Raw genomic sequence first — 24,836 nt, 5'->3', positions numbered from 1 at the left:
GGTCGTCACAATCGCACGCATGTTTACCTCTGTTCGTGCCTTGTTTCATGTCTGACCCCGTTTTGCAGGCCCGCCCGCCTTTGGACCCACGTGTCTGGTGGCAGGCACTGCGGCAACTCTTTCAGATTATTGATGAAAAGAACCTTGGGCTAATTTCGGCAGGCGTCGCGTTTTATGCGATCCTTTCAGTCTTTCCGGGGCTTGCCGCCACTATTGCGCTTTGGGGCTTGGTGGGCGATCCGGCCTTTGCCCTAACGCAGCTAGAGGAGTTTCAGGCGCTGATCCCGGCGGATGTTTACAGTTTGCTGGCGGGGCAGTTGGTACGGCTGGCAACGACTGACGGGCTGACGTTGGGCTGGGCGTCGGTGCTGTCTTTTGGGCTGGCGCTGTGGTCTGCGCGGGCCGGGGTTGCCGCCCTGATCCGGGGATTGAACGCGATCTATGAAGCGCCGAACCGCAGTGGCTTTGCGCATTACCTGCGTGCGCTGTTACTGACGCTGAGCCTGATGGGCGTCGTGCTGGTCGCGATGGCCTGTATTGTGGTGCTGCCCCTCGTGCTGGCCTTTGTGCCCCTTGGCGCCTGGGCTGTCTTTGGGGTCGAGGTTCTGCGATGGGTCGTGGGGATCGGTGTGCTGTTGGCGGGCTTTGCGCTAATCTACCGCTTGGGTCCAAATCTGGGTGCCGCGCGGCCCCGCCTGATCTCTCCCGGTGTTGTCTTTGCTGCGATCGGCTGGGTCGGCGCGTCGGTCGGGTTTTCGGTCTACCTGCAAAATTTCGGGACCTATAACGAGGTCTATGGTTCCATCGGGGCGGTGATCGCGATGCTCATGTGGTTGTTCATCAGCGCCTATCTGGTGCTGTTGGGCGCGGCCCTCAATGCACAACTGGCGCGGGCGCGTCGCGCGCGGCTGTCTATCCCAGAACCATCAACCACAGCCACGCCGTAATCACCGATGCCGCTGTCGCCACCAAAACCGATGACGCAGCCACCCGACGCGCCCGGCCATACATATTGGCAAAAATATAGGCGTTTACGCCCGGTGCCATGGCAGCCGTCAACACGCCCGGATTGAAGACATCACGGGGTACTGAAAGGGACGTTCCCAGCATCCATGTGATTGCGGGATGTGCAATCAGTGAGATGGCGCAGACCATGGCAATGACCCGCGCGTCGCCTTCGGGCTTGTACTGGATCAGCACGCCGCCAAGGGCAAAAAGCGCGGTGGGCAAGGCGGCACGGATCACCAGATCAAGCGCGTCGTTCAGCACGTTGGGCAACACCAGACCGGTAAGGTTCACGATAAAGCCTGCGGCAATCGCCAGAACCAGCGCATTGCGGAACATGGCCCGGGCAACACCGCGCGCCATGACCAGCGGCGACTGGCCCCGATTGCGCGCGATCTCCATTGCCGTGATGCCAAGGCCGTAGCAAAAGGGCGAATGAAATGCGATGATAGCATAGGCCCCGGCCAATGCCTCTTGACCGTAAGCGCGTTCGTTGATGGCCAGCCCCAGAAGGACAGAGTTGGAAAAGAGGCAGCAAAAGCCGATGGCCACGCAATCCTCCCAATCGCGCTTGAAGAGGATCCGAGCGCCCGCAAAGCCCAAGAAAAACCCGGATGCCGCGCCCGCATAAAAGCTGATCAACAGGCGCGCGTCCAAGCTGGCCGACAGGTCAAGCTTGGCGATGGCGGAAAAGAGCAGGCAAGGGATCGCAAATTGCTGGGTGAATTTCATCAGCGCATCTACGCCCGTTGCCGGAAAAAGCCCCTTCCATACGGCGACATAGCCAAAGCCTATCACCAGAAAGACAGGCAGGATGACGTCGAGAAGCGCTTGCATGATCGGGCCTTTGCGCGTGCGGAAGCGGCAAATGCCTCCGGCGGGGATTTTTTGGAACAGAGACGTTACCGGACGGGAAAGCTCAGCTTCATGCCGTCATAGGCGGGTTCAATGTGGTCAGGGGTTTCGGCAAGGACAGTGTCATAGTCCAGATCAATATGCATGTTGGTCAGCACCGCCCGCTTTGGTTCGGCCCGTCCGATCCAGTCCAGCGTGTTGGACAGGTGGCTGTGGGTGGGGTGCGGGTCACGACGCAACGCGTCCACGATCCAGCAGTCCAGCCCTTGCAACTTGGCCCAGCCGGTGTCGGGAATGTCGGCCACGTCGGGCAGGTAGGCCACATCGTTGATCCGAAAGCCCAGGGCGTCGATGCTGCCATGTCCGACTTCAAAGGGTTGGAGCGTGATTGGCCCACCCGTGCCGTCGATGGTAACGTTTCCGTCAATGGTGTTCAGTTCCAGGATTGGTGGGTAGGGCGACCCTTTGGGCTGGACAAAGACATAGCCAAAGCGGCTGAGCAGCGCGTCTTGGGTCGGGCCGTCGGCCCAGACCTGAAGCCGTGCGCGCATGTTGAAGACAACCATTCGCAGATCATCGATCCCGTGCACATGGTCGGCATGGGCGTGCGTATAGATGACCCCGTCGAGGCGTCCGACCTCGGCCGTCAGCAACTGGTTGCGCAGGTCAGGTGACGTGTCGATAAGAACGGAGGTCGTGCCATCGGGCCCGGACCGTTCCACCAAAAGCGAGCAGCGTTGCCGCCGGTTTTTCGGGTTCGCCGGGTCGCAATCCCCCCAATGCCCGCCCAAGCGTGGGACACCCCCGGAAGAGCCGCAGCCCAGGATCGTGAAGGTCAGCGTGTCGGTCATGCGCTTACTTTGTACGCGGCCGCCTTGGAGAACAAGCGGTCGAAGTTCTTTTGCGTCTGTGCCGCAAATTCGGCATAGCCAAGGCCGAAAATCTCGGCCCCTTTTTGGGCAGTGTGCGCCACATAAGCGGGTTGGTTCCGCTTACCCCGGTAGGGAGGCGGTGCCAGATAGGGCGCGTCGGTTTCGATCAGGATCCGGTCGATAGGTGCGCTGGCAAAGATGTCGCGCAGTTCCTGGCTTTTGGGGAACGCGGCAATGCCGGACATGCTGAGGTAAAAGCCCAGATCGAGGGCTGCGTGGGCCAGCGCCTGGGTCGAGGAAAAGCAGTGCATGACACAGGTGTAAGCGCCGTTTTGGTATTCCTCGGACAGGATTTGGGCCATGTCTTTATCGGCGGCGCGGGCATGAATGATCAGTGGCAAGCCCGTTTGGCGGGCCGCAGCGATATGGATGCGCAGCGATTGCTGTTGGATGTCCGCGCTGTCGGCAGTGTAGTGGTAATCGAGCCCCGTCTCACCGATCCCGACGAATTTGCCGTGCCGCGACAGGGTGATCAGCTCTTCCACACTGGCCAAAGGTTCGCTGGCGGCACTCATCGGGTGGGTGCCTGCGGCGTAGAAAACCGGTGCGTGCGCTTCGGCAATAGCGCGCACATTGGGTTCGTTTTTCAGCTTGGTGCAGATCGTGACCATGCGCGTGACGCCTGCTGCGGCGGCATTTTCGATGAACGTGTCCAGTTGCCCTTCGAAGTCGGGGAAATCGAGGTGGCAATGGCTGTCGGTAATCTCGGGTGGGGTCATCGCGGGGGCGCCGTTTGCTGAAGCTTGAACAGCGTATCGAGCACGAGGGCCGCGGGGTCAAGATTGACCGCCCGGCCATGACGCGCCCGTGCCAGCGCGGATTGCGCGGTGTCAGCCCAGGCGCGGGCCTGGGATTGCGTGCCAGCCAGTCGGGTCAGGATTGCGGCCTCGTTTGGTGCTGCCTCGACTGCGGGGGGCTGGCCGGTCGCGCCGGTCCGGGCAAGCCGCGTCAGCGCGATGTCGATCAGCGTATAAAGCAAGTCCAGCCGTTGATCAGCACCGCGCTGCGCCGCCGCCTCTGCCAGCGCCAAAGCGCGCGCTCGGTCCAGGTTTGGCATGGTGCCCAAGAGGGCGATCACTTCGGCATAGATTTTCAACCCGTCCAGCAAGGCCAGGCGCAGCGCGTCGCCCACCGAACCGGCACTCAGTTCTGCCAGTGCGGTGCTGTCGGCGCCGGGGGTAACGCCCGCCTGGGCCATGGCGTGGGTCATTTGATCAGCGTTCAGCGGACCCAGCCGCAAAGTGCGGCAACGCGAGCGGATTGTAGGCAGCAGGCGGCTGGGTTGATGACAGACCAGCAACAGTGTGGTGCGAGCGGGCGGTTCTTCGAGCATTTTGAGCAAGGCGTTTGCGGCGTTTGCGTTCATCTCGTCGGCCGCGTCGATGATCACGACCCTGCGCCCCCCATCGGTGGCCGACAGCTGAAAGAAGCCGGCAAGTGCGCGAATGTCATCAATGGTGATCTGATCGCGCAACCGCTTGGTTTTTTCATTTTCGCTACGGTGCACGGATTTCAAACCTGGCTCGGCCCCGGCCGCGACCCTGTGGGCCACAGGATGTTCCGGGGCGATGTCGAGCGAGGTTGGAACGGGCGCGCCAAACATGTCATCGGCGTCAATGTCCGGCGTGGCAAGCAGGAACTGCGCGATCTTCCAGGCCAAGGTAGCCTTGCCCACGCCGCGCGGGCCGGTCAACAGCCAGGCGTGATGCAGGCGACCGGTGGTGAATGCATCAAGAAAAGCAGCCTGGGCGGCGTCTTGGCCGATCAACGCCTTGGTTTCACGCGGATGCGGTGCGCCGGGCACGCGGGTTGGGTCATTGGTGTCGTCTGCCATGTGCGGGATGTAGCATTGCGGCGCGGCGGGGGGACAGGAAATTCGTATGAACTTTGCAACCCATGTTGTGTAGGGTACGCGAAGTTCATTGCGTGCATTTCGACAGGGTGTGCATTGGGGCCACTCCCCAAAACCTGAGGATACTATTCGCTGAGAGAAGCGGACGCGTCGGTTTTGCGTGCGAGGTGTGTTTGTGCGGCGTTTGTTACGTCTGTGGCGACAGCTTCGATGTTACGCGCGCCGTCTATTACCCGAAAACGGCTGTTGAATTCTTGGGCCAGGGCAAGGAAACCGGCCCGCATCTTGGTTTGCAATTCGGTGCCAAAGTCCTCAAACCGCTCTTCGCTACCCTGTCGCCCCTTGGCGCGCGCCAGACCTTGTTCTGGGTCCATGTCGATCAGAAGTGTCAGATCGGGTTCGCGGCCGATCATCAAGGTATGCAAGGCGTCCACTGTACCGCGCAAGTCACCGCGACTGAGACCCTGATACATTCGCGTGCTGTCTGCAAAGCGGTCGCAGATTACGATCTTGCCCTGCGCCAGGGCGGGCAGGATCAACCGCTCCATATGATCGCGCCGCGCGGCGGTGAAGAGCAGCAATTCGGTTTCGGCGGACCAGCGGTCCGGATCGCCTTGCAGCACCAGCGCGCGGATTTCTTCAGCGCCCGGTGAGCCACCCGGCTCGCGGGTTAGCACGACATCATGGCCTTTGCTGCGCAAGTGATCGGCCAACATGCGGGCCTGGGTGGACTTGCCCGAGCCGTCGATCCCCTCAAAACTGATGAAAGTGCCGGTGCTCACGCGCCGCTTTCGGATGTGGACCTGCTGCTGATCCGGTCGATGAGGGACATGGCTGCCGTTGAGATCCGCGCAAGAAAACCGCCATGCGCCACGTCTGCCTCAGCCACCAGCGCAAAGCGTTGCTCTGGCAGTCCTTCGGGTTGCAGCACCAGTTCGGCCAGTGGTGTGCCCGCGGCAATCGGGGCTTGAACGGGGCCATTATAGACCACTTCGGCGCTGACCTCATTTCCGGCAAGCACGGGAAGCAGCACGGAGATATCTGCGGCTGGAACAAGCCCGACAATCGGTTCCGCGCCTTCCCAGACCTGCGCTGTTGCGATCCGTTCGCCTTCGGTCGCCAAGGTGCGTTCGGCAAACTGCCGGAAGGCCCAGTTGACGATGGCCTCGGATTCCTGCGCCCGCGCGGCTGTGCTGTCGAGGCCCGACACCACAAAAACGACGCGGCGGTCACCCTGTTTGGCCGACCCGGTCAGGCCATAACCCGCCTCTTGGGTGTGGCCGGTTTTGAGCCCATCGGCCCCGATCCCAAGTTTGAGAAGGGGGTTGCGGTTGAACCGGTTGGCCGATTCCGTGGCATCAAAGAGAAACTCGGTTTCCGAAAACATCGGATAGTATTCCGGGAAATCCTCGATCAGGCGCGTGGCCAGCAGCCCCAGATCGCGCATCGACATCCGGTGTCCCGCAGCAGGCCAGCCGCTGGAATTGGCGAAAGTGGAGTTGGTCATGCCCATATCCTGCGCCCGCCGGGTCATCATCCTGGCAAAGCCGCCCTCGGTCCCATCGGGGCTGAGCGCCTCGGCGATCACCACGCAGGCATCATTGCCCGACAAGACGATGATCCCGCGGATAAGCTCTTCGACCGTGACGCGTTCGCCGGTTTTCAGAAACAGGGTCGAGCCGCCAAAGCTGTTGGCATGAGCCGAGACGACAAGCTCGTCCGTCATCCGCAATTGACCCCGTTCAATCGCCTCAAACGCCACATAAAGCGTCATGAGCTTGGACATTGATGCAGGCGGCAGAGGCGCGTCTGCATTCTTGTTCAACAGGACCGTGCTTGTGCTCAGGTCATAAACGTATGCCGCCGTCGCCCGCGTTTCAAACGCGGTGACGGGCAGAGCCGTTGCGATCAGCAAAGCAGTGGCAGCGAGGGTGCGGATCAAGGTTTGGGTCCTCTTCAGGATCAGTTTGAGACAGCGTATGCGTCAGTGAATCCCTCATCCTTGATCTTGCCCAACAGTTGCGTGCGCTCGCCCGATGTGGCGGCAGGGCCGACCACAACGCGCCAGAACGGCTTGCCGTCCCGGTCGAACTGCTTGACCGTTGGGATGATGCCCGCGCCGCGCATCTGCTTGGCGGTGCGTTCGGCATTGGCCTCAACCGAAAAGATGCCAATCTGGATGAAAGGTTTTGAAAGTCTGGACGCCGCCGGCCGCGTTGTCGCGGCCACTTGTGCTGGCGCCGGAGTGGTTGCTGCAGGCTGGATGCCAGGCGTGGGTGCGTCAATCGCGGCGGCGGCACTGGCAATCGGGTCAAGTGTCGTTGATGCAATCTCGCCCGGAGCCTCCACGGCTTCGACCAGTGGCGGCGTTTCTGGGGCCACGGCAACTTCTTCCTTGCGCAAGGCTGTCACGTTCAGCTCCGCAGGCGCACCTGCCAGCATGCCAAGGGCTTCTGCCGCATCCGAACTGATCTGGATGCGCGGGCCGGGGATGTCCCGTTCGCGCCGGAAGAGCGCGCCCACAACAAACTTGTCATTGCTGGGGTTGCGGATGATCACCCGCTCGGGCTCTTTCACGTCGGGATGCGCGACCCAGACGCCGCCAAGCGATGGGCGACCGTCCCAAAGGCCTGCCTCGGTGGCAGAGAACACATCTGGCGCTTCGACATCCCGCTCAACTGTCTTGATGGCGGCAGTTAGGTCTGGCGCGCCTTGCGTGTCGGTGTTTTTGGGCTGGAACGCTTGCATGGCGACAAACTGGCCGCTTTCGTCGCAAGCGGCCAATAGGCTGGTTGCGAGGATCAGCGCCGCGCCTGTGCGCAACCTAGGGGATGTGAATGCTCTGCTCATGGACTGCGTCCTTGCCTGCTATATGCCTGTGTGGCCCGTTTTTTGGGCCGATCGCGCCGTTTGCGACACGTATTTATGGTCCGCCGAAGCGGATGTATGGGATCACCATAGCGCGCGATGGCCGTTCTGAAAAGCGTGGGTCTGCGTGATCGGCAATTTTCCTCGTGCGTTTGCCTATTTGCCGAATCGCGCGGGCGTGCCTAAAGCATGGTTTGACGGAGATTTGGCAGAGTGGTCGAATGCGGCGGTCTTGAAAACCGTTGGGCGTGAGAGCGTCCCGTGGGTTCGAATCCCACAGTCTCCGCCATTTTCCTTTTCGCCCCTTCGATATCGTCTAAGGTATTGAATGGTATGGTGGTTTTTGCGGTTCGAAACCCTGTTTCACGCGCATATGGGATGGGATTGTCAAAAACCAGTTTCAGGACGGTTTGGCGATCACTGCCTCGGCCTGTTTCCCAGAGTTTCCAAGGGTTTGCGAGAAACGCCAGAGCGGTTCGAAATTTTCGCTGGAAGTCATCGGGTTTTGGCTTGGAATAGGCCAGGTCTTCGGCGAGTTTGACCCGCTGTGCTTCGAGTTTGTCGATCTTGGCCTCGAGCGCGCGTTCGGTGGCGGTGCTGGTCGTGTCGATCAAACGATCTGCCGTTTTGCTGATTTGCGCCTCAATCCGCGCCAGTTCGGTCTTTTGCGCTTTCCGCTGGGTTTGCCACTGCGCGATACGCCCGTCCCAGATGTCTTTGAACATCTCAGCGGCGACGGCGATCAATCCACGACTTGGCGTCAGAGACTGTAATAGGCTCTCGAGCGCGTCTTCGATGTCCGCCCGCTTGATGGATTTGCGGCGTAATTCGCAGCCCTTCTGGAAACACTCGTAGTAGGCATAGCGCTTGTTGCGCCCCTTCGCCCAATAACCCGTCATGGGATGTCCGCAGCCGTCGCAGGCGACGTAACCGCGTAAAGGGAAATCGTCGGTGCTGGCGATCTTCTGTGGTGCCGTTGTGGTGTCCTTCATGCGGGCTTGGATACGCTCAAACGTGTCCCATGAGATCAGCGCGTCATGCTTTCCTTTTGTCAGGCCGATGCCCCACGGCTGATAAGCGTAGTAACCCGCATAAATCTTGTTTGTGAGCAGGTTCTTGATGCGCTGCGGGTGAATGTTGCCCTTGGCGTCTCGTGCAAAGATCGGGTGCGGGGCGAGGAACCGTGCCACGTCTGCCTGTGATCCAAAGCGGCCTGAGGCAAAGCCTTCCAGTGCTTCTTGGAGCAGGCTAGCGGCGGGTTCATCGCGCATAAGGACTTTGCCACCGCCCGCCCCTTTGACATAGGCATAACCCGTTGGCACCCAAAAGCAATAATACCCCGTCTTGAGCCGTGCCCTCATCCGGTGCCGCACCTGTTCGGCGTTTTTCTGGCTGTGATGTTGGGACACGCTGGCGAGCATGTTCTCGATCAGGCGGCTGTCGCTGTCGTCGCCAAACTCGATGGAGGGGCTTTCCAGTTGAGCGCCGACCGCGCCGATAGTGGCGCGCAACTTGATATGGGCTTCGAGATTGCGGGCAAGACGCGAGATGTCGTCAATGATGACAACGGGGCTGTCTTTGCGGTGTTTGCGCAGCCATGTGAGCATCTCGCGCATGGCGGGGCGGTTGTCGATGCGGCCTGTGACGCCGCGCTCAAAGAAGACCTTTGCGACGTCATAGCCGCGATAGGTTGCAAAATCGCGGCATCGGGATTCCTGTCCGGCAAGGCCGTCCCCCTTTTTGAGCTGCGCTTTTGAGGAAACGCGGGCGTAAATCACGGCTGTGGTCATGGGCTGGCCTCCTTCTGGTTTGAGTGTAGCGCAGGCGAGGGGTCAGAGTCGCCTTTAGCGTGGGGTGTGGATACGCAAATCGGTGGATAATCGTCGGGGCGGGCCGCAAGGTCTTCAAGAGACGCCCAAAGGGCGAGCAGAGCCTGATTGCTGAGCCCGTATTCGCCTTCCGCCTCACCGATGCGGCGGTATTTGTCGAGATCGGGGGACATGTAAAACACTTTCCCGCGCGCCCCTGTTGGGGCGCGCGTTTCGAAGTTACTGGTTAAGAAAACAAATCCGCACGCGCCAAAGGGCGCGGGCCGCAGCCGGGCGGGCTGCGGTCCAAAATTTGGGCGGATTTCTAGGAATGCAGTCCTAATCATGTCACAAAAATCTGTTTTTGTCCAACGTTTTTAGAGGCTTGCCGGATGGGGTCGCCCATGCGGTAAAGGTGTGCCGCAACGACATGACAAGAGGCAGATGGCCTGATGGTGAGTTCATTCATAATTAACCAGGTTTCGATAGTGTTGGGGTGCTTTGAGCAGGGCCACTAAACTTATCAACGAACTGAAACCAACAAATGTGGGCGTGAAGCCACTTCTCTTCACATGTTAAAAAAAGATGCAAACACTAGAACCGGTGAATAATAATGCCAAACCAGCAAAGCTGGGTAGGGCATTATTTTTCGCCGGAATCTGCCCCTTCCACGTCGCATGGATTTGGGAAGTTGTTTGGTACTTTTCCTCATAAGAGCGCGCTCGATACACCTTAGGCTAGGTAAGCGTCGCTAGGCTCCGTACCTAGCGAGCCGAGACGTCTGCTATGCGCAGAAAGCAGGCTTCCATATTGGGGCGTGTGTCAAGCCCATTGCTGTCGTAACAATAGGGTTCTCGCGTATGAACAGTGCTTCTGGCATTTTACTGACTTTCTTTGTGCCACGTTTGGTTGTGCCATGATTGATCCAAACTGGGGTGATGCTTCCGTCCGTAGTCAGCGCCAGAGCTGCCACATCATGCCTGGTCCCAGTGCAGGTCCCGAGCGCCCATCTTTGCGCGTGCTTGGAGGTGGTTTTCCAGCATCTAGTCCGCTGACAACGTCATCGGGGACTGCGTCCCGGTTGGGACCTCAAAGCACACGCAACTGCGCGTGGGCTTTTTCCCTCTTGGTATCAGATTGCTAGGCTATGATCGGCTCCGCTCGGGTAAACAGGAACGGGGTTTCATCGCGCCACATGCGATGCAGTACCACCCCGATACGCTTCAGGGCGCCCTTAACCTGCCGTGTGTCCATCACGACAGTCTCAAACGTGGCCTCGGCCAGGTGTCTGTAAAGCCACTGGGACAAGGGACCCGCCACAAGACCAACGCAGTTCACAATGCCTTGCCACGCTCGCACACACCTGACCTGCCCCCCGAGGCTCCCTCATTCATAACGAGAGTTTGCGGGTCTGGTTTTCATATTCTTCGTCGTCAGTTTGGGCAAGCGCGCCGGGCGCGGAGCCCTCAAATTGCTCAAGCGTTCGGCGCGCTTCTGCGGGCGTTTGGTTTCCAGAGATGCGTGAGGTCTGACGTTGTTGTAGTCGTATCGCCAGAGCGCCAATTTGCGGCGGGCCTCATCCAGACAGTCGAACATCTCCTCATTCAGAAGTTCGTCTCGCAGGCTGCCCTTGAATGACACGATGAAGGCATTCTGCTGGGGTTTGCAGGGATCAATGTAGCGCCAGTCGACGCCGTTATCGTTGGCCCACTTCAGGATCGCTCAGCTGGTGAACTCGGTTCCATTGTCGCTGACAATGCTGACCCGTTTGCCATAGAGCCGGACGAGCGCGTCCAGATCTCGCGCAACACGGGTACCCGAGATGCTGGTATCGGCCATCAAACCCAGGTTCTCGCGGCAGCAATCATCGTTCACCGCCAGAATGCGGAACCTCCGCGATGCCCCGAAGGTGTCGGACAGGAAGTCCAGCGACCAGCGCTTGCCCAGCCTCAGCGCCTCAGGAATCGGTGTCCGCGAGCCACGCGCCCGTTTCTGGCCCCGTCGTTGTCTGACACCCGGCTTCTCCTCTGTATAAAGCCGATACAGCTTCTTGTGGTTCATTACGTACCCTTCACGTTCCAGCATCACGCCGATCCGGCGATAGCCAAACCGACGCCGCTTGGCCGCGATAGCCTTCATCTCTTTCCGTATCTCTGGGTTGTCAGGCGGGCGTTCGCGCCGGACGGTTTTGGGGTCGACACCAACGAGCTAGCAGGCCCGGCGCTGCGAGATGTCGTGATCCCGCATTGCTCGAAGCGCTGCGTCCCGCCGTTCGCTCTATGTCGTCAGCTCTTTCCCAGCAAGTCCTTCAACACAACGTTGTCGAGCATCTGATCCGCGAGCAGACGCTTCAGCTTGGCATTCTCATCTTCCAGCGCCCTCAGCTTAGCAGCATCAGACACTTCCATGCCGCCATACTTGGATTTGAATTTGTAGAACGTGCCTTGGCTAAGACCGTGCTTGCGGCAAACCTCCGCTGTCGGCATTCCGGCTTCTTGCTCTCTGATCATCCCGATAATCTGCGCTTCAGTGAAACGGCTCTTTCGCATGTGTTTGCTCCTTCGAAAGGTTGAGCAAACTCTACATCAGAACGAGGGAAGTTCCGCGGGGCAGGTCAACCAGTTGGTCCATCGTTTTAGAAGACTATGCGAGTATTTATTCGTATGAACCAGTATGATGCACCAATGAGCCTTGCATACCTTAAAAAACAAAATCCGAAATGGAGAGATCAGCAACACTAATATTCTCAAGTGTCACAACGAGCCCTTTTCCATCACGACCTATTTCCAAACCGTCATATAGGGCGAATATTTCGGCATCGTCGCCATTCTGCACAAAATCCAGTGTTAGGCGGCCAAATGCGAAGTCCTCAAAGCAGGATATCTTTGCGTAGCTATCACCATTGAGATCGAACAATACGAACCCGACATCTTCTAGATGCGCGGACAGGTCAATCTTGTCAGTACCTACCTCGAAGTCGATCACCGTATCAAATCCAGCCTCCCGATCGAACACGAACACGTCGGCCCCAGCACCACCCGTCAAAGTGTCGTTTCCTGAGCCTCCAACTAAAATGTCTGCTCCAACCCCGCCCTTAAATGAGTCATTGCCAGCGCCACCGTTCAAAGTACCATTACCTCCGGCCCCGTGAAGCAAGTCATTGGCCCAGTTGCCATCAAAGGTGTCGTCATGCGTTGTACCACTCATTGCCATTATTGACCAATTGACCGCCACGTTTAGAGCCCCTTCCGCAGTCTGACCACCGGAAGTCTCAAACGCGTAACTCATCGTGACATCTTCTGACTGGTCTCCCAGCAAACGCGAGTAGTCGTTTTGGGGGTCGTACACCAATTGACCGCTGATGATTGAGACGACGCCGCTGCCGCGAATAACTGATCCTTCGGCAAGCCAGGCATCCGTGGCATTGGTCTGATCATTCGCCCGCACATCGACGGAGATCAGGCACTCAGCTTGCGTATCCGCTGCGTTAGTTGTCGCAGAGCGGGCTACTTCAAAGAAGTCGCTCGCAGCAATTGTAGTGTCAAAAGACTCTAGGTACTCTCCATCCGTCAACGTATCGACGCCCTCTTGACCGTCTGCCCGAATGCCAGCGATGTGGGTGACGCTAGGTGAGATTTCGACACTGGAAATCTTCTCAAACTCTCCCCAAGAAAATACGGTGTCTATCCCGGCCTCACCGTCAATCATGTCATTGCCATGCTTGCCGCGCGGGTGTTCGTCGCCAGTGCTGCCGTAGAGCGTGTCCGAACCAAGCCCCCCGAGCAGTTTATCCTCGACTAGGCCTTGGATAAGGTCATTTGCCGTGTCCCCCCAGAGCACGTTATCATCATCTGCACTTGTGATGGTATTGTCACCGTTGTGACCTCGGATTTTGTCACCAATTCCTGCGGGTTGCCTCCCAGTCACATGTACAGAGCTTAGTTGGGCGTACATCGAGTAAACGTTGTTTCCGCAAGGGAGAGTATGTTCAATAAATACGTAGTTGCCGAACCCCGAACCTGTATCGGAGGTCGAGTCAGTGTTGCTAACACAGTCTGTTACCACTCCATTGTTCACAGCGAGAATATCCGTATCCTCCAGAACCGCATAGTAATCTGCGAAATGGTGGAAGGCTGGGAGGGTCTTCAGCCCACCGGTATCTCCCCAACCGTTGTTTCTGTTTGTGTCAGCATGATCATCGCCGACTGGCAAACCAAGATTCCACTCAATACCCGTCATCCTGACGTCTCCCATCGATTTAACTCAAGGCCTGAAGCAACTGACGTTGAAGCAACTACGACCGTTGCCATCAGTCGCATGGTAATCTTGATAAAAACTTTACGACTGCTATGAACCGCTCCGTTCTTGCCGGAAACCCAAAAGTAGTGATACTGGGTTATGCAAAAATAGAACTCTGGAAAGGGATATCCGTACAAATTGCGTTCGCGTGTTGTGGGCATGGTCTTGGATCACGAAAGCGAATATCGAAGCAGGTCAGCCGTGGTCTCATCGTTTTCGCAGAAGGTTGGGTGCCGCTGGGACAGCTTACTCATCTGGACAATACAGAATGAGACCGATACCAGTATACGTGGTGGCATAACGACTGCTCAAGTTCCCCCTTTGAAGTGGTCCGCTCCGATGTTTAGGAAACGGAGAACCAGCAATAGCAACCAAGCGACCCAAGCCCGACGAGATTGTTACGAGGTCACGGCAAGTTTGGGTTCTGACAGGGCAAGGTATGCCGCGCCAGGATGCGATCCGGAAGATCGGTGTGACCGAGTGCATATTCTAGAAGATCGTATATCTTTGAATAGCTTAAAGATGCGACGGGACGACGGTTGCAATGCGGCAACTTAATTAAAAAGCCTCGACGCCAAGGGAGGTCAATTTTTTGAGGAACTATCTCTAAGAAGGATGCGATCTCGTCTCGACCAAAGGGAATATGCATTTGCGATCCGTGATTGTTGCAATGATATGGCGCTGTCATAGACTGAGGTTCGCTTGCAATTTATGCAATTTGATCAACAACGAAGTCTGTGGCTGCATTTGGCTGCCAGCAGTTGTTCGCTTGCTGCCGTTTTCAACACAATTGCCAAGCCATGCTTTGGTTCGCAATAGCAAATTCCAACTGCTTAATTCGGCTACTGATAGGTAAAAAGAAGTTGGCGGCGCGAGCCGTCAATCAGATTGCGGCCTGTTGGGTCGCAGTGCGGCGCAGGGACTTGGCCCCCGCGCCTTTTTTTATCCCCCAACAAAAACCTTGCCGGATGGAATCACCCATCCAACAAAGATGTGCTATGCAGCTTCCGCCTGCGCTTGGTCGGTGTGATCGGAAGCCTCAACGTCACCGTTCGTCTCGTCCACCTCATAGCGATCGCTGCCCATTGGAAACGCCATATAGTCGGGCATCCAGTCTTCGCGCTCTGGTGCGCGGGTTCCCTCCAAACAGGCGGTCAGGATTGCGCGTTGGGTTTTGGCGGTTGCGGTCAGGTTTTGATCCGCCGCTGTTTCACCCGCATATTCCCGCACCATGGCATTCAACACCTGTTTGTCGCGCACAAGGTCGAAGAAGAGCGGTTCTGGTGACCACTGGTTGCGCATGTCGGTTTCCATGGTCTCGCCCAAGGTGCCGATCAGCGGGCTGTGAACGGACAGGCTGTCTGCCATCAGGAAGGTGAGGATGCGGGTGACCTCGGCATCCGACAGGCTTTGGAGTGTGGAAAAGACCTTTGTGATGCAGGGACGCGGTGACCACGCATTCGCGGTGTCCATGAGTGCCGTGTCGTCGTTTATACCGAGCAAAGCTTTGATGTCGGCGCGCTCGGCCTCCATCCGGTGATGGCCTGCATTGCGTTCCAGACTGTCTGCAATCTCGGGCTTTGCCGCTTTTTGCGGATCGGCCTCGACCCGCCAAAGGGATGATCCTGCGATCATGTGCGCCGCGATCAGACGCAAGGTGATCCTGCGTTGACCCAACAGATCACTGCGCACAGCGGCGTGGCGGTGCAGATCGACGTAATTTTGTGCGGCTTTGGTGAGTTCGGGTTTGGGCGGTTTGTCCCCTGCCTCCGCGTTTGCGGCCTTCTCGCGGCGCTTGGCCTCAGCGCGGGTGATATAGCCTTCATGTTCGGTCACCTCGCCCTGATGGCTCACGGTGATGAATACCCGTCCTCCGTCCTTCATGGTCGTCTTTTGATGATCCCATCCGGCGAAATACGCGCCGCGTTCCATGACAACGGTTTCCGCCCAGCCCAGCACTTCATAGCCTGTGGCAATCATCTGGATGGCCTCTTCCTGTTTGACCCAAAACGCTTCGGCATCGGCAAAATAGGCCTCTTCGCCAAACAGGTCGGACACCACGGCAAGACCAGAGGCTTTGACATCAAACTGCGCGTTGGCAACGGGGATATGTGCCCCGCCAAAGAGCCAGCCCTTTAGGCGGTGGCCTGTGGGGACGTAGGCCTCGTCATCCTTCACAAGCGCCCACCAAGCCTTTTGCTGCTTCATTGTCGCCATAGTCAGAATGCGGATGTCGCGGGCGTGGATATCGCCCTTGCGATAGGCGGTCAGAATGGGTGCGTGCAGTCGCCCCAAGGCCAGACGCTGCGACACCATGCGTTCCGTGATCCCAAAGGTGGTGGCAATATCCGCAGGCTCTCGCCCCTCTTTGATCAGCTTGGCAAAGGCCTTGTATTGATCGACCTCGTCCATGGGCAGACGCTCAATGTTCTCTGCCAAAGAGGCCTCGATGGCTTTGGCATCGTCCCCTTCTGCCATCACAAGGCACGGCAGCGGGTCAATGTCCCCGTCCTCGGCAATGATGCGGCACGCATTCAAGCGGCGCTGGCCTGCGATGACTTCAAATCCGTCTACGGATTGGCGCACGAGCAGCGGTTGCAGCACGCCAAGGGCGCGAATGCTGGTCACCAGATCGGCGCAGTCTTTGGCACCGTATTTGCGCACGTTAAGGGGGGACACGGAAAGGTCTTCGATGTTGATATGTTGCAGTGTCATAATAATCTCCTGATTTTTTTGGATTGGCGCGGAATTGCACCCTCAAACCGTCCGCATGGGACAGCTTGGGGCTGCACTCCCGTTATCCGCAGCAATAGATCAGGGGGTGTCCTGCAACGGTTGCTTCCGCGTAATCCATGCTCAAATCACGGGCGATGGCGTCATAATCGATGTAATAGGCAAGAGGTGCTGGGATATCGCCAAAGAGACCGTCTTCGACAAACTGCTCGGCGAGGTCGCGCATCGTGTCGAGGCGGTAGATGTCTACGTCGAACTCGCTGGGCTGGGTGCCTTCGTTGAACTGATACCCACATTCGCCCACGGCGAGGATCACGCGGGTTTTGTCGTTCTCGTCCCACGCATCTACAGCCTCAAGAAACTGCTTGAGATTGGCCTGATTGATCCCGATGGCCTGCGCAAGTCGCAATCAATGGCCTCGCCATCAATAAACTGAATCTCAAACTCTTCGACGGGATCGCCGTAGTCGTTGCGCAGCTTGGTGGCCTTCTGGGCGTAGTCGTCATAGTCCTCAAAACAAAAACCTGTTGCCGCCAAATCATAGGGCTGTGCGTGCAATTGAATGGTCATGGTCTTGTCCTTCTCTTTTGTCCTCCCTTGGGGAGGGGTTGCGCCTGCAACCCTTGGCTCTCGCCGAGAGTGGAGATGGGAGGGGACAAGAAAAATCGGCGAAAGAAGCTCTGTTTTGTTGGGGGCAACCTTTAGGGGGAGCCGACAAAACAAGCTTCTCTTCGATCTGTTTTTCTTGCGGGGAGAGAAGAGGCAACGCCTCTCGGCCTCCCCGACTAAGGTTTAAAAGCGGCGGCACAGCCGCCTCAAATGAATTGAGAAGCCAACGAACCTGGATTTGACTTGCTGCAGGGATAAATTGGATCGGCTAAAGTTCAGCGCAAAGGATCAAAGCCCGTAGGGTTGAAACCGCACTTGCGGGTTCAGTTCACGCGAGCCTGGCCCGAAGGGATGCGCCCAAAAGAAAAGAGGCGCACTCGAACGGCACGCTTCTTCCCCACACAGTGTTTACGCAGAAACTCTAGCCAAGGCCTGACGGCTCTCGTTCAATCACATCGCCAGTCTCTCGGTCGTCTTCCTTTGGCGCTCTAAACACCATCCGGCCATCCACAGGCAGCGCATCAAAGCGCACCTCATAGCCTTCCCCGTCTTTATGCGCCCAGGCGGCCGCAATCTTGCTCCACGAGGATCTCTTGCCATCACCAATGGGGCGCACTGAATACCCCAATAGGCTGGGCTTGCGGGTCGGTGATAATCGGGTGTCTTGTTGGTTACTCATAAAAACTCCTTACTCAATACAGGTTCAACAATTGGAACAAATAAGGAACACACTTCAGCCAATAAATCAAGAAAACCCATCAAACACATACAGTTGTATGCGGTCACCACCCCCCAATTTGACGCGCATCGGCATCATAACCCATTGGTTTAACGCCATTCTGAACGGGCATGGGCACATAAACGCCCGCTCCGCGCGAATAAACCAAACAAATCGTTCTACACGTTGCGACGGACTGCCGATTGTACTAGCGCCATAATTGGAGACGCAAGAAAGGATACAAACATGACCGACATCAACTGGGATGATTTGTCGCTCGAAGAACTGAAGGCCATTCAAAAACAAGCCACCAAAGCCATTGATACGTTCCAGGCACGCAAGCGCAAGGAAGCGCTGGCGGCTGTGGAAGCCAAAGCGGCTGAAATGGGCTTTGCGCTTGGAGAACTGACCGGGGCCACCAAAACCAAAGGCAGCAAAGCAGCCCCAAAATACTGCCACCCCGAAAACCCTGCTATGACCTGGACCGGCAAAGGCCGCCAGCCGAATTGGGTGAAGGACGCCGTCGCAAATGGCGCATCCATGGACGATCTGCTGATCGTCAAGTGATCCAACAACGGGCGTCGTTCAAGTTAAGCCTTTTTGATTTTGACGTCGCCCAGGAAATCGTCCTGCGGAGTATCATGTTTACAGCCCCTGAGGGGAACGCAGGAAGTGACGATGCATTGTAAAAGAAGCACTGCGATGTCAAAGCTTTATTGACACCACGATCCACGGGTGTGACACGCTTCTACAGCGACGTTATGCCCGATGACTGCGCAAGGCTGAGCGGCATAACCGCGATGTGCTCAAGCGACAAAACGGTCCCATTGCCCACATGGGCCACGGCCACGCCGTTCATCAAAACATGTGTGGTTTGCGCGTCGTGCGGGTCGGGTTGCAACGTGATCTCGGGCTCCGCCGCGCCATCTTCATAGACCAGAAGGATATTGTCATCTTCGGCATCGAAATTGATTATATCCGCCGCGTGCCCTTCGTTGATCCAACTGCCGAGGACAATGGTGTCGTTGCCATTGCCGGGGATTACAACGTCATTTTCGCCCGCGATGATCAGATCCTCACCGCTGCCCCCGTTCAGCAAATCGCCGGTATCGGTATCGTCCATTTCGGGAGTGTCTGGATCGTCCTGGACACCGTTTATCACATCGTCGCCATAGCCGCCAAAGAGGCTGTCCTGACCTGCGTCTCCGCTCAGCGTATCGTTGCCCAACCCGCCATGCGCCGCGTCATCGCCCGCGTTGCCGTTTAGGATGTCATCTCCAGCAGAGCCCTGCATCGTGTCATTACCCGTCCCGCCGATCAACGTATCATTATCGTTGTGGCCAAACAATTGGTCAGCGCCCGCGCCGCCATCTATCAAGTCGGAACCATCCTCGCCGTGCAGGGTGTCGTTGCCTGCTCCGCCCGCAATTGTGTCATCGCCTATACCGCCATAGTGGCTATGGCTTTCTACAGTGCCTGTCAGGGTCTCATCATCCGCAGAACCATCGCTCAGATCAGTGTCATCCGGCGCATCAGGATAATCGATAGTGTCGTCGCTGTTCGTGGCCGCATCGCTCTCGCCGGTATTCGTGTTGGCCTCATCGTCCACGTTCGAGCCCCCACCCATATCAGTGATCCCAACCGCGCCAACAACCATGATACTCATCAAACCTGCCAACCAGAGCATATCTGTTTCCTAAACCAACGGACGGCAAAGTGCCCAAGATACCATACGCCCCTGTCGTAAGCGCTGACAAAGCAAATCTGGCGAGTTGGTTAACCGTTACTTACACTAGCCCCAGCGCCGCTAACCAGATGTGCCCCATGCATACCCCAGGCAGCAATTACGTTATGGGCCTATTTCGTTGGAAAACTCTTACTCGAACGGGGAGCAGGTCAGTGCCACTTGAACCACAGTGCCTATATTGTGCAAGGCATTCAAAGTACTTGGGTTCCGGCTTGAAAAATACTGCGTAGGCAACTTTCCAAGTTTTGGTCTCTCGAGTCTTGCTTGAGCAGTTGGAAATTGCATTTCCCAAAAGCCCGAGAGCAGAACGATCTACCCTCACGCAGATCAAAGTGTCAGCAAAAGTTTACAGCTAACCACAACATCTTGAAGTTCCAACCCCCGAGATGAGCTGAATTTTGACCGCGGTCCTACCAGTTTACGTTTTTTTAACACGTCTGAATCAAAAGTATCTCAATTTAGAACAAGGCGCGAGTACGAGGAAGACATATGAAACATATCGATTTGATACTGCTGGTAAGAGCCGTAGCAAATGAATCTAAACTACGAGGATTCCCAAACACTGCAAACGCCATGCGAGAAGTTATTGAAGGGCTCATTGTTTACCTCCATAAACGGCAGTAAAATACCTCACGGCTCTCATTAACGACAGGTTGACGTCACAGAGACGCGTCATCGCATTGGCGATGGTTCGCGCAAACCAGAACGCCTCGCGCGAATTTCTTGTGTTGAAAAGTCCGACCAACCAGGGGGTAACTAATTATTCTGAAACGGCTTTTTTGCACAAATTGGGCGAATGACTTTCTTCCGCTTAACTCAAATACGGTTAGCCTACAGATTCAGTGACGGGTATGCGAAGCGTAGCGTAGCGATTGAGCACGGCGATGCGGATTTGGATCTCCGCTACCTCCCGTCGAAGTCCCGTGCCATGAACGATTAGCCCATCAGTTTCAGACACTACATCTTGGTTGCGATGCGACTTCGGCGATGGCATCCACTTCAGCGCAGCAACACTGTACGCCCCAAGTGCCGCGGCGCATTGACCGCGTCGTTTTAGGCAATAGCTCCGGCGCTTGTCGCTTTCCAGGGCTTGGCGTTCTTGCGCGGCGGGATCGCTGATAAGCGTTACTGGCGGCAATCGCCTCGTGGCATTTGCGCGTATCATTTGCTCCATCGGCTGTCCATGATCCTATGTTCGGATCTGGTGGAGTTTACTTTGGCAATTCTGGCAGCATCGGCGCACCACCTATATTGCTGGTGTTGATCTCTACAGCCCGTACTTCTAGTACTTTTTCCATTCAACCCAATATGCATCTTGCGCCAGATCCGGCATTTCGGGCAGCCATGTTTGCGTGCATTCCACTCGCCTTCGCCCTCCAATTTGATTCCTGCGCTGACGATCAAGAAGTTCATCGAACCAGTTCCCCCGCGATAGGGTAAGTTCACGTTCAAAGACTTCTGGCGACGACACAACGTACTGTAATCGGGCACAATAGCGAGCCTGACAGCCGAGCATGGCGATCAAAAGTTAGTCATGAATAACCCGCCGCATCTCAAACCCTACCGAACAGCGAGCAGCATGGGCATGAAGAAACAGGGTGCGGACGCTTGATCGGACGCACCCATGCAGAGATGAAACACCAAGCTGAACGCGATTTGCGATAGTCAGGGCAGTCCGCCCAACCTGTCCGTCACGGCCGGTCAGGTCAGCGACTACGTTTGCGCACGAGAATTGCGAAGCAGATTGCCAGATTTCGGCTGGCTGTTGAGAGAATACGTAAACGATGCCAAATACTCCAGATAATCGTTAACAGACAAAGGGATACGCTCATGTGCCCCTGGCCAGACCAGCTGAAGAAAACTTTCAAATACCCCTCTCGTGACACTTCTGCATAATACATTGTCGGGAAGAGAACAGGCGTTGATACAAACGGCGCAACCGGGTCGAGATCACGGTAGGCAGGCTCAAGTGTTGCCGACGCGTGGCAATCTGCTGGGACCGCCGCCAGAAGGTTTTCCTCTCGATAATCGACTTCGTAGCAACCATCATATTTTGGGCATGAGCCCTGACTCTAGACAACGAATCGCCAGAGATCAAACGGGCACCAAGCTGACAAGCAGGTACGTCAAATTACAAAAAACACGTTTCCTTGCAATTTGGTTGATGATCAAAAAAAATCGAATTTTAGGTGACTGCCATAATCCAACCATAAGCACTAAACATTGGTTCCCAAAAGCACTCAAAATGAATTATCCATGGGTGGAAAATGTCCAAATTATGGCGGAACAATTTCAAAAATAAGGAACCTCGAGAACTTCAATAGAACATAAATAAAATACCCACTGACGTTACATGGCAATGATGAGATAGCGCAAATACCCCTTTTGAAAAGAAATCTCGGGGGCGCCAATGCCAGAACTAACTTTACAGCAGTATTATGAAACGGGCCATGTGGTATCTTCTGAGCACTTTGGCGGTAACGCTTTATATACTCATAACACAGATAACGGCGTTCCAGACTCAGACTATGTTGACGCAGTAGATGCACTGGACATACAACACATCAGATATCCGGCTGGACAACCAGACATCGCGTATTTGGATGGCATGGTTATTGATGGTGAACTCCCCGCTCACTTGGTGTCTTTTTTAGAAAATGCAAGGATCAATGGGCAAAAGGTCTTAGTTGTAACTCCAACACATGAAGCCTACCCAGGTGCGGAAGAAGTGGGTGAATTTGCCCATTTAATCGCAAGAGACTTTGCAGACGTTGTTCATGCCATCGAAATAGGAAATGAATATTGGAATCACCAAACGGAAACTTCCTATGGTCAAGTTGCTAACGACTCGGTTTTGGAAATATCTGCGGCGTTTGAAGAAGAAGGCGTAGACATACCTATCTGGGTGCAAATGGGCGATGCTGGCGGCAGTATGAGTGAGTTCCATATCACAAATGATGACCGCGGGTGGTTAACACGGACGATTGAAGCAAACGAGACACTTTTAAGTATGTTGTCGCCAGAAGCACGGGAAAATATCGATGGTGTCGTTGAACATTTTTACTTACGCGGTGGATCGCAATTTATTGAGCAGGACTTAGCCAATGACCAAATGATTAGCCTTGACTACGCTATGTGGGTAGAGGCGCTTGGAGATGATATTACACTCAATATTACTGAGTGGAACATCCGCGTATCTAACTTGGACCAACTTGGTATGAGAGCTGCTTCCAGCCTAATTTCCCACTTCACTCACATACTTGAGTTGGGAGCGGACGAAGCATATATTTGGCCGCCTCATGTCAATACATCAAGTGATTTAACTGGACCAAATGAAGTGTTGGTTGATCCTGTCTCAGGCATTGTTATCAATAGCGTCGGTGGAGCGATTTTTGATCTTATGTCCTCTAATCTGCAAGGATTAGAGTTTCACCCAACGGTAGTGACGCAATCCAGCTCGGAAGTTATCCAGCACTTATATGCTGACGATGATCGCGTCGTAGTTTACGTATCATCAAGGTCTCATGATGTTGAAGAAGTAACGTTCAGTCTTGGGGATCTCTTCCTCGGAAGCACTTTAACGTCGGCTATACAAGTTGGGTATGATCAGTCCACCTCGGATGGCATTCACTTTAATTATAGAACGGATTCTTGGGAGGATGCGATATCAATTACTGTCAATGGTGAATTGTACTATATAAATGAACATGATGTTCAGGCGACTGTTACCGTTTTGGACGAAAGCGCTGTCTTGAGTGACGGCGGGTTTACGTTTGAACTTCTACCCTACGAAGTGATTCAGCTTGTCTACGAACTACCAAACTACTCAGAATTTCAAGGAACGGCTCTAAATGATGTTTTGGAGACTGGAAGCAATGACGATATCGTGGATTTGTTAGCTGGTGACGACAGTTTGTCGTCTGGCGAAGGAAGCGATACCGTGTTCGGTGGATTTGGCGACGATTTTGTAAACTCCGGGTCGGGCAATGATGTCGTTCATGGGGACGAAGGCTCAGATAGTCTGCGTGGGTGGGGAGGTGACGACTCACTTTTTGGTGGAGGTGGAGGGGACAATCTAAAGGGATGGGCCGGCTCCGATTATCTTGATGGCGGTTCGGGCGACGACGTAATGTGGGGTGGTAACGGGAGCGACACTATTTTTGGCGATCAAGGAGCTGATCAAATCTGGGGGGAGAATGATAGTGATTGGGTTTCGGGTGGCGACGGTAATGACATGATAGATGGTGGCGCTGGACATGATGACTTGTTTGGGGACAGCGGACACGACTCTGTCTTTGGTGGCCGGGGCAATGACACGATTGAAGGCGGCAATGGCAGTGATTTAGCTGAAGGGGGAGACGACCACGACGTCATCTTTGGAGGCAATGGCGACGACACACTGGATGGCGCGAAGGGCAACGATCAGGTCTGGGGCGGGGTTGGCGACGATCTGGTGATCGGCGGAACAGGTAATGACACCCTGGGCGGAGCGCGTGGCAATGACACGATTGAGGCGGGCAACGGCAATGACGTGGCCTGGGCCAGCGCTGGCAACGACATGGTTTATGGCGGCCTTGGGCACGACACTCTGGGCGGTGGGACAGGCAATGACGTGGTCTTTGGCGAAATCGGCGACGACGTTCTTTGGGGCGGGCGCGGCGCTGATACCATGTGGGGCGGCGCGGGCGACGATGTCGTGGGCGGTGGAGCCGGTCAGGACTTGCTCTATGGCGAGGCGGACAACGACACGATGTGGGCCAATGGAGGCAACGATACGCTCTGGGGCGGATCGGGCGATGACCTTATGGGGGCGGGCAAGGGCGATGACCTGATCTATGGCGAGGCAGGCAATGACGAACTGCGGATGGGGCAAGGCAATGACACCGCCACTGGGGGGAGCGGCGACGACACGCTTCTGGGTGCAAACGGCAATGACGTGCTGGATGGGGGCGACGGGTCGGATGTTCTGGCAGGCGAGGACGGCAACGATCTGCTGCTGGGGGGCGGTGGCAGCGACACTCTCAGCGGAGGGGCTGACAGTGACGAGATCGCGGGCGGCGCCGGTAATGACGTTCTGATTGGCGGAGCTGGGGCAGACACGTTTGTCTTTTTCGCGACAGACTCGGCCTCCGGCACCGATCTGGTAACCGATTTCGAACTGGGTTTGGACACTTTCCAAATCACCGGCGCTGGCTCGACCTCGTTCGTCTACAACAACGAAACCAATGAGATCACCGTCTCTGTGGGCGCCGATGCGGTGGCTGTTCTGCAATCAGTCGGCGACTTGTCAGGTTTTAGCAACGATGATCTCATATTTGTCTAAGTGAACCGCCCCGGGTTTACCGGAGACCTATAGCTTCATTTCACGCGACCATATCGAGCACGTCGCGCTGTGCATAGAAGTTCTGTT

General features: G+C 56.1%; 19 protein-coding genes, 1 tRNA gene and 5 pseudogenes. 7 read left to right on the top strand and 18 right to left on the bottom strand.

All coding sequences use genetic code 11. The features are described 5' to 3' along the window. Window positions 1-47 precede the first annotated feature (47 nt). Entirely contained in the window at window positions 48-947 is a 900-nt protein-coding gene (locus tag Q1A44_RS10820) for a YihY/virulence factor BrkB family protein (protein WP_299624344.1), read from the top strand. Here the strand turns inward: Q1A44_RS10820 and Q1A44_RS10815 are convergent. The 7 genes from Q1A44_RS10815 to Q1A44_RS10785 form a co-directional block, all read right to left on the bottom strand. Further along, window positions 913-1,842, bottom strand: a complete 930-nt coding sequence (locus Q1A44_RS10815) for an AEC family transporter (RefSeq protein ID WP_299624341.1) — start codon at window positions 1,840-1,842, stop codon at window positions 913-915. The two genes, Q1A44_RS10820 and Q1A44_RS10815, sit on opposite strands and share 35 nt — an antisense overlap. Before the next feature lie 65 nt (window positions 1,843-1,907). Continuing rightward, window positions 1,908-2,711: an MBL fold metallo-hydrolase gene (locus Q1A44_RS10810; protein ID WP_299624338.1), complete on the bottom strand. Its 804-nt coding sequence runs from the start codon at window positions 2,709-2,711 to the stop codon at window positions 1,908-1,910. Next, the gene (locus Q1A44_RS10805; protein WP_299624335.1) at window positions 2,708-3,511 is read right to left on the bottom strand and encodes a TatD family hydrolase; all 804 of its coding nucleotides are present in this window, start codon (window positions 3,509-3,511) and stop codon (window positions 2,708-2,710) included. The genes Q1A44_RS10810 and Q1A44_RS10805 overlap by 4 nt, the downstream gene beginning before the upstream one ends. Next, window positions 3,508-4,626: a DNA polymerase III subunit delta' gene (locus Q1A44_RS10800; protein ID WP_299624332.1), complete on the bottom strand. Its 1,119-nt coding sequence runs from the start codon at window positions 4,624-4,626 to the stop codon at window positions 3,508-3,510. The genes Q1A44_RS10805 and Q1A44_RS10800 overlap by 4 nt, the downstream gene beginning before the upstream one ends. A 143-nt stretch (window positions 4,627-4,769) precedes the next feature. Continuing rightward, a complete protein-coding gene (gene tmk / locus Q1A44_RS10795; protein WP_299624329.1) occupies window positions 4,770-5,426 on the bottom strand; it encodes a dTMP kinase in 657 nt (218 codons plus the stop codon). After that, the gene (locus Q1A44_RS10790; protein WP_299624326.1) at window positions 5,423-6,586 is read right to left on the bottom strand and encodes a D-alanyl-D-alanine carboxypeptidase family protein; all 1,164 of its coding nucleotides are present in this window, start codon (window positions 6,584-6,586) and stop codon (window positions 5,423-5,425) included. The genes tmk and Q1A44_RS10790 overlap by 4 nt, the downstream gene beginning before the upstream one ends. A 20-nt stretch (window positions 6,587-6,606) precedes the next feature. Further along, window positions 6,607-7,494 carry an SPOR domain-containing protein gene (locus tag Q1A44_RS10785; protein ID WP_299624323.1) on the bottom strand — a complete coding sequence of 296 codons (888 nt, stop codon included), beginning with the start codon at window positions 7,492-7,494 and terminating at the stop codon, window positions 6,607-6,609. A 217-nt stretch (window positions 7,495-7,711) separates the two neighbouring features. On the opposite strand from Q1A44_RS10785, the gene Q1A44_RS10780 reads away from it, so the two are divergent. Together Q1A44_RS10780 and Q1A44_RS10775 are read left to right on the top strand one after the other, a co-directional pair. After that, window positions 7,712-7,801 (top strand) — tRNA-Ser (locus tag Q1A44_RS10780). A gap of 121 nt (window positions 7,802-7,922) precedes the next feature. Then, a complete protein-coding gene (locus tag Q1A44_RS10775; RefSeq protein WP_299624320.1) occupies window positions 7,923-8,285 on the top strand; it encodes a hypothetical protein in 363 nt (120 codons plus the stop codon). A 12-nt stretch (window positions 8,286-8,297) separates the two neighbouring features. Here Q1A44_RS10775 and Q1A44_RS21890 read toward each other — a convergent pair. The 5 genes and pseudogenes from Q1A44_RS21890 to Q1A44_RS10750 all read right to left on the bottom strand — a co-directional run. Next, window positions 8,298-9,302: pseudogene (locus tag Q1A44_RS21890) on the bottom strand (recombinase family protein); the annotation flags it as partial. After that, window positions 9,299-9,514 carry a hypothetical protein gene (locus Q1A44_RS10765; protein ID WP_299624313.1) on the bottom strand — a complete coding sequence of 72 codons (216 nt, stop codon included), beginning with the start codon at window positions 9,512-9,514 and terminating at the stop codon, window positions 9,299-9,301. The gene Q1A44_RS10765 and the pseudogene Q1A44_RS21890, both read right to left, overlap by 4 nt. Window positions 9,515-10,544: 1,030 nt before the next feature. Further along, window positions 10,545-10,649 (bottom strand): annotated as a pseudogene (locus Q1A44_RS10760) (IS110 family transposase); the annotation flags it as partial. Between the two features lie 61 nt (window positions 10,650-10,710). After that, a pseudogene (locus Q1A44_RS10755) lies at window positions 10,711-11,869 on the bottom strand (IS3 family transposase). 151 nt (window positions 11,870-12,020) lie between these two features. Continuing rightward, window positions 12,021-13,559, bottom strand: a complete 1,539-nt coding sequence (locus Q1A44_RS10750; RefSeq protein ID WP_299624310.1) for a M10 family metallopeptidase C-terminal domain-containing protein — start codon at window positions 13,557-13,559, stop codon at window positions 12,021-12,023. Between the two features lie 424 nt (window positions 13,560-13,983). Between Q1A44_RS10750 and Q1A44_RS10745 the strand changes: the two are divergent. After that, window positions 13,984-14,100 (top strand): annotated as a pseudogene (locus tag Q1A44_RS10745) (IS3 family transposase); the annotation flags it as partial. Window positions 14,101-14,615: 515 nt separating this feature from the next. On the opposite strand, the gene Q1A44_RS10740 reads toward Q1A44_RS10745, so the two are convergent. The 4 genes from Q1A44_RS10740 to Q1A44_RS10725 all read right to left on the bottom strand — a co-directional run bounded on the left by Q1A44_RS10740 (window position 14,616) and on the right by Q1A44_RS10725 (window position 17,640). Further along, window positions 14,616-16,334 carry a ParB/RepB/Spo0J family partition protein gene (locus tag Q1A44_RS10740; RefSeq protein WP_299624307.1) on the bottom strand — a complete coding sequence of 573 codons (1,719 nt, stop codon included), beginning with the start codon at window positions 16,332-16,334 and terminating at the stop codon, window positions 14,616-14,618. Window positions 16,335-16,416: 82 nt separating this feature from the next. Beyond that, complete coding sequence (locus tag Q1A44_RS10735) at window positions 16,417-16,761, bottom strand: antirestriction protein ArdA (RefSeq protein WP_299624304.1); 345 nt, start codon at window positions 16,759-16,761, stop codon at window positions 16,417-16,419. Then, window positions 16,698-16,922: a hypothetical protein gene (locus Q1A44_RS10730; RefSeq protein WP_299624300.1), complete on the bottom strand. Its 225-nt coding sequence runs from the start codon at window positions 16,920-16,922 to the stop codon at window positions 16,698-16,700. The genes Q1A44_RS10735 and Q1A44_RS10730 overlap by 64 nt, the downstream gene beginning before the upstream one ends. Window positions 16,923-17,382: 460 nt before the next feature. Beyond that, window positions 17,383-17,640 carry a hypothetical protein gene (locus Q1A44_RS10725; protein ID WP_299624297.1) on the bottom strand — a complete coding sequence of 86 codons (258 nt, stop codon included), beginning with the start codon at window positions 17,638-17,640 and terminating at the stop codon, window positions 17,383-17,385. Between the two features lie 285 nt (window positions 17,641-17,925). Between Q1A44_RS10725 and Q1A44_RS10720 the strand changes: the two genes are divergently transcribed. Next, window positions 17,926-18,246, top strand: a complete 321-nt coding sequence (locus tag Q1A44_RS10720) for an H-NS histone family protein (RefSeq protein WP_299624294.1) — start codon at window positions 17,926-17,928, stop codon at window positions 18,244-18,246. 181 nt (window positions 18,247-18,427) lie between these two features. On the opposite strand, the gene Q1A44_RS10715 is transcribed toward Q1A44_RS10720, so the two are convergent. Both Q1A44_RS10715 and Q1A44_RS10710 read right to left on the bottom strand, forming a co-directional pair. After that, window positions 18,428-19,366, bottom strand: a complete 939-nt coding sequence (locus Q1A44_RS10715; protein WP_299624291.1) for a calcium-binding protein — start codon at window positions 19,364-19,366, stop codon at window positions 18,428-18,430. Window positions 19,367-20,252: 886 nt separating this feature from the next. Further along, window positions 20,253-20,917 (bottom strand): annotated as a pseudogene (locus tag Q1A44_RS10710) (IS5 family transposase); the annotation flags it as partial. Window positions 20,918-21,305: 388 nt separating this feature from the next. On the opposite strand from Q1A44_RS10710, the gene Q1A44_RS10705 reads away from it, so the two are divergent. Together Q1A44_RS10705 and Q1A44_RS10700 are read left to right on the top strand one after the other, a co-directional pair. Next, entirely contained in the window at window positions 21,306-21,728 is a 423-nt protein-coding gene (locus Q1A44_RS10705) for a hypothetical protein (protein ID WP_299624288.1), read from the top strand. Window positions 21,729-21,836: 108 nt separating this feature from the next. Then, window positions 21,837-24,749: a calcium-binding protein gene (locus tag Q1A44_RS10700; RefSeq protein ID WP_299624285.1), complete on the top strand. Its 2,913-nt coding sequence runs from the start codon at window positions 21,837-21,839 to the stop codon at window positions 24,747-24,749. Window positions 24,750-24,836: the final 87 nt, after the last annotated feature.

Source organism: uncultured Tateyamaria sp., from assembly GCF_947503705.1.
Classification (GTDB): Bacteria; Pseudomonadota; Alphaproteobacteria; order Rhodobacterales; family Rhodobacteraceae; genus Tateyamaria.
The sequence above is the reverse complement of the archived record's forward strand: the minus strand, read 5'-3'. Positions and strand labels throughout refer to the sequence as shown.

What these genes read in the sequence shown, in the direction of transcription:
- Q1A44_RS10820 (WP_299624344.1), top strand. Translation starts at nt 48, where the DNA reads ATGTCTGACCCCGTTTTGCAGGCCCGCCCGCCTTTGGACCCACGTGTC.
- Q1A44_RS10815 (WP_299624341.1), bottom strand. Translation starts at nt 1,842, where the DNA reads ATGCAAGCGCTTCTCGACGTCATCCTGCCTGTCTTTCTGGTGATAGGC.
- Q1A44_RS10810 (WP_299624338.1), bottom strand. Translation starts at nt 2,711, where the DNA reads ATGACCGACACGCTGACCTTCACGATCCTGGGCTGCGGCTCTTCCGGG.
- Q1A44_RS10805 (WP_299624335.1), bottom strand. Translation starts at nt 3,511, where the DNA reads ATGACCCCACCCGAGATTACCGACAGCCATTGCCACCTCGATTTCCCC.
- Q1A44_RS10800 (WP_299624332.1), bottom strand. Translation starts at nt 4,626, where the DNA reads ATGGCAGACGACACCAATGACCCAACCCGCGTGCCCGGCGCACCGCAT.
- Q1A44_RS10785 (WP_299624323.1), bottom strand. Translation starts at nt 7,494, where the DNA reads ATGAGCAGAGCATTCACATCCCCTAGGTTGCGCACAGGCGCGGCGCTG.
- Q1A44_RS10765 (WP_299624313.1), bottom strand. Translation starts at nt 9,514, where the DNA reads ATGTCCCCCGATCTCGACAAATACCGCCGCATCGGTGAGGCGGAAGGC.
- Q1A44_RS10750 (WP_299624310.1), bottom strand. Translation starts at nt 13,559, where the DNA reads ATGACGGGTATTGAGTGGAATCTTGGTTTGCCAGTCGGCGATGATCAT.
- Q1A44_RS10740 (WP_299624307.1), bottom strand. Translation starts at nt 16,334, where the DNA reads ATGACACTGCAACATATCAACATCGAAGACCTTTCCGTGTCCCCCCTT.
- Q1A44_RS10730 (WP_299624300.1), bottom strand. Translation starts at nt 16,922, where the DNA reads ATGACCATTCAATTGCACGCACAGCCCTATGATTTGGCGGCAACAGGT.
- Q1A44_RS10725 (WP_299624297.1), bottom strand. Translation starts at nt 17,640, where the DNA reads ATGAGTAACCAACAAGACACCCGATTATCACCGACCCGCAAGCCCAGC.
- Q1A44_RS10720 (WP_299624294.1), top strand. Translation starts at nt 17,926, where the DNA reads ATGACCGACATCAACTGGGATGATTTGTCGCTCGAAGAACTGAAGGCC.
- Q1A44_RS10715 (WP_299624291.1), bottom strand. Translation starts at nt 19,366, where the DNA reads ATGCTCTGGTTGGCAGGTTTGATGAGTATCATGGTTGTTGGCGCGGTT.
- Q1A44_RS10700 (WP_299624285.1), top strand. Translation starts at nt 21,837, where the DNA reads ATGCCAGAACTAACTTTACAGCAGTATTATGAAACGGGCCATGTGGTA.